The 3,140-nt window shown below is 52.3% G+C and carries 3 protein-coding genes; 1 reads left to right on the forward strand and 2 read right to left on the reverse strand.

Annotation, left to right across the window (positions count from 1 at the left end):
* Window positions 1-1,210 (reverse strand): ATP-binding protein (locus SMC3_RS08720; protein WP_119090070.1); only part of this gene is annotated, 1,210 nt, incomplete at its 3' end.
* 424 nt (window positions 1,211-1,634) lie between these two features.
* On the opposite strand from SMC3_RS08720, the gene SMC3_RS08725 reads away from it, so the two are divergent.
* A complete protein-coding gene (locus SMC3_RS08725) occupies window positions 1,635-2,780 on the forward strand; it encodes an AAA family ATPase (RefSeq protein WP_165846702.1) in 1,146 nt (381 codons plus the stop codon).
* 133 nt (window positions 2,781-2,913) lie between these two features.
* Here the strand turns inward: SMC3_RS08725 and SMC3_RS09465 are convergent.
* The coding region (locus tag SMC3_RS09465; RefSeq protein ID WP_165846703.1) for a hypothetical protein at window positions 2,914-3,140 on the reverse strand (227 nt) is incomplete at its 5' end.

Here is a 3,140-nt window from a genome sequence, read left to right on the forward strand (position 1 = left end):
CATACGCCGGAGCGTACCTGTCACAATACGCCCGCAGGCTCCTGGATTTAAGGTTTTCAGCCGCCTTGACCTCGACAGGGATCACGTTTGGTCCTCTCTGGACCAGGAAATCGACTTCTCCCGTAGAATTCTCGGTTGTATGGTAAAAGGCACGCAACCCAAGATCGGAGATCAGTTGCTGCAGCACATACTGTTCTGTCAGCGAGCCCTTGAACTCTTCGAAGATGCTGCTGCCTTCGATCAATGTCCTTGCGTCGAGATCGCCCATGGCTCCCAGTAACCCGACGTCCAGGACGTAGAGCTTGAAGGACCGGGTATCCATGTACGCATTCAGCGGAACGTCCGGTTTGGTAATACGGTAGACCTTGGTGAGGAGGCCACAATCCTCCAGCCATTGGATCGCAAGCTCGAAGTCTTTTGCGCGTGAGCCTTCCCGGATTTGACCATAGACGAACTTCCGGTTCTCTTTGGCAAGCTGCGTCGGCACGGCGTTCCAGATCATGCGCATTCGCGGTACGATCTCTACGGGGGCATGTTTGGAGAAGTCCTGATCATAGAAGGTTAGCAGGTTCTTCTGGATTCGCCGGACCGCCTCGAAATCCTGTGTCTCCAGATAGGTCGTCACCACCTCGGGCATGCCACCGATGTAATAATATTGCTTCAACAGATCTATGTAAGTTTCTCGGAACGAGGTGATCAGAGCAACGTCCCTCTTCCCAATCAATTCATTGAGCTGCTCATGCCCCGTGGCGTTGAGAAACTCCCGGAAATTCAGAGGATACAGATCCAGGAAGTCCGCTTTCCCCACGGGGAAGGAAGTCCCTTCATGCAAGGCGACACCCAACAGAGAACCTGCCGCAACGATCGCGTACTCCGGTGCGTTTTCATTGAAGTATTTCAGTGAGGTAAGGGCTTTTGGCACTTCCTGCACCTCGTCAAAAATGATGAGAGTGTCCTCAGGAGTGATCCTGACGCCAGTTTCGATCTGTAAGGCAGAGATGAGACGCGCGGTATCATATCCGCCATCAAACACACTCTGCATCCGTGGGTTGTTGTCGAAGTTGACATAGGCCACGTTCCGACAAGATATTCTGCCGAACTCCTTCATGAGCCAGGTCTTGCCGACTTGTCGAGCACCCCGTATGATCAGAGGTTTGCGGTTTCTCTCTCCCTTCCACGCCTGCAGTCTCTTCATTGCATGTCGGTCCATATTGTCGCCTCTCACGATCTGACTTTCTTGATTCATTGTACAAGACTGTCACGCCAAGGCAACACTTTTAAGGACGTAAAAGTGGAGACAGCGACACTTTTGCGGACCAAAAAGTGGAGATACTAACACTTTTGCGGATGTACCTGTGTTCCCCGTTCAGCGGAGGGCACTGACCAACATCTTTGGAATATGCTGCTCAATAGCCGAGGGTAGGACAAGGAATGGATTCCCGCCTTCGCCGAGAGCACCCCTCGCATTAGAAAGAAATACTCGGGGGGAATGACGGAAGGTAGCTGGAATGAGTAGCTGACCCCATATCAATACGAAAGCTTGCACGAGTTACTGTTGTTGCTAGACTTGTAGTGTAACACGTATCGTGTAACACGTATCGTGTAACACACTTGATGTTATGGAGGAATCCATTATGAAGAGAAACACAACAGTTAGTAATCCATTTACTACTAGTGTTGCCGGTGGTTCTGATTTCTGCAACAGAACGCAGGAACTCGCCGAATTAGAGCGCCTCGTCCAGGATGGGCAGAGCATTGTCCTCAGCTCTCCTCGTCGTTATGGAAAGACCTCTCTCGCTCTTCATCTCCAAGAACGTCTCCGGGAGCAAAAATTCCTAACTGTGTATGTCGACTTCTTCTCTGTCCTTTCCGAGCAGGACTTTGTTACGAAGCTGGCGAAAGCGGTTGTTGCAGGGATTGGACGTGGAGCGTCTCCGGACAATTTCGGGAGTCGGCTTGCCAACCTGTTCAGAAGCTTTATCGTGACCTTCGAAGCACGCCCGGAGGGAATTGTCGTTTCTACAGCATTGGCACCGGGAGCATCGCCTGCTGCAGGGCTTGATGATGTTATGGAAGGCCTCTTTAACTATGTTGAGAAAAACCATAGGAAAGCGTGCTGCGTGTTCGATGAATTTCAGGAAATCGCAACGCTCCCGGAATCGAAGAGAATTGAGGGGACGCTACGTTCGCATATCCAGATGCATAAGAGCATCTCTTTTATCTATGTGGGAAGTCGACGACAACTGCTCATGGATATGTTCGGCAAGAACCGCCCTTTCTACGGAAGCTGCGGGTTCATGACACTAAGCAGCATCAGCAGCGATGATTTCGTTCCCTATATTGTCCAGAAGTTCTCGGAGAGTGGCAAAACATGTAGTCCTGACATAGCCTTGTTGATCTACGATCACGTCGCCGGTTATCCGTCGTACGTCCAGCGATTGGCAGCTTTTGCGTGGGGCATGACCGAGACTGTGTGTACCAAGGATATTGTCGAAGCATCATGGAATGCGCTTCTCGACGATACTACAGCTCTCTTTGAAGCAACATGGACCGGACTTTCCCCTATTGAGCGGCGTGCACTGACCAGCATTGCTGTCGAACCGACATCGCAACCGTCGGCTTATGAGTATTTACAGCGGTATCACGTGCCGGCCTCGAGTATGCAGAAAGCTATAGAAGCACTCAAGATGCTGGACCTTGTTGAGTATGACAAGGAATGGCACCTCGTCGATCCAGTCATGGCGGCATGGATAAAGGACACACGATCCACCACTATTTGAGCTCTTTGTGATACGCTGCTCAATAGGAAAGGGTGGTACATGGATTCCCGCCTGCGCGGGAATGACAGAAGGGGACGGGAATAAGCAGCTGACTTCCGGTCGCTTGCCGCCCTGGACTCTATTGAGCAGCGTATCACAAAGGAGAAGCTGCAGGGAGACGGTGTCTGATGCGACCGAGCAGCATACGCCAGCCGTCGATGTGCAAGGCAACGCTGCAGGCCATGTAGCAGACGGCAGCGACCCCGCATACGAGGACCAGCCGCAGGGCGACACCGGTGAATCCCTGGGCGGCGCCGATCCATGACCTGGTCAACAGGGCGACGCCGACGACGGGGAGCACTGCGACAACTGTCTTGAAGG

It is taken from the genome of Candidatus Cryosericum hinesii, from assembly GCF_003570985.1.
In the GTDB taxonomy this organism is placed as follows: Bacteria; Caldisericota; Caldisericia; order Cryosericales; family Cryosericaceae; genus Cryosericum; species Cryosericum hinesii.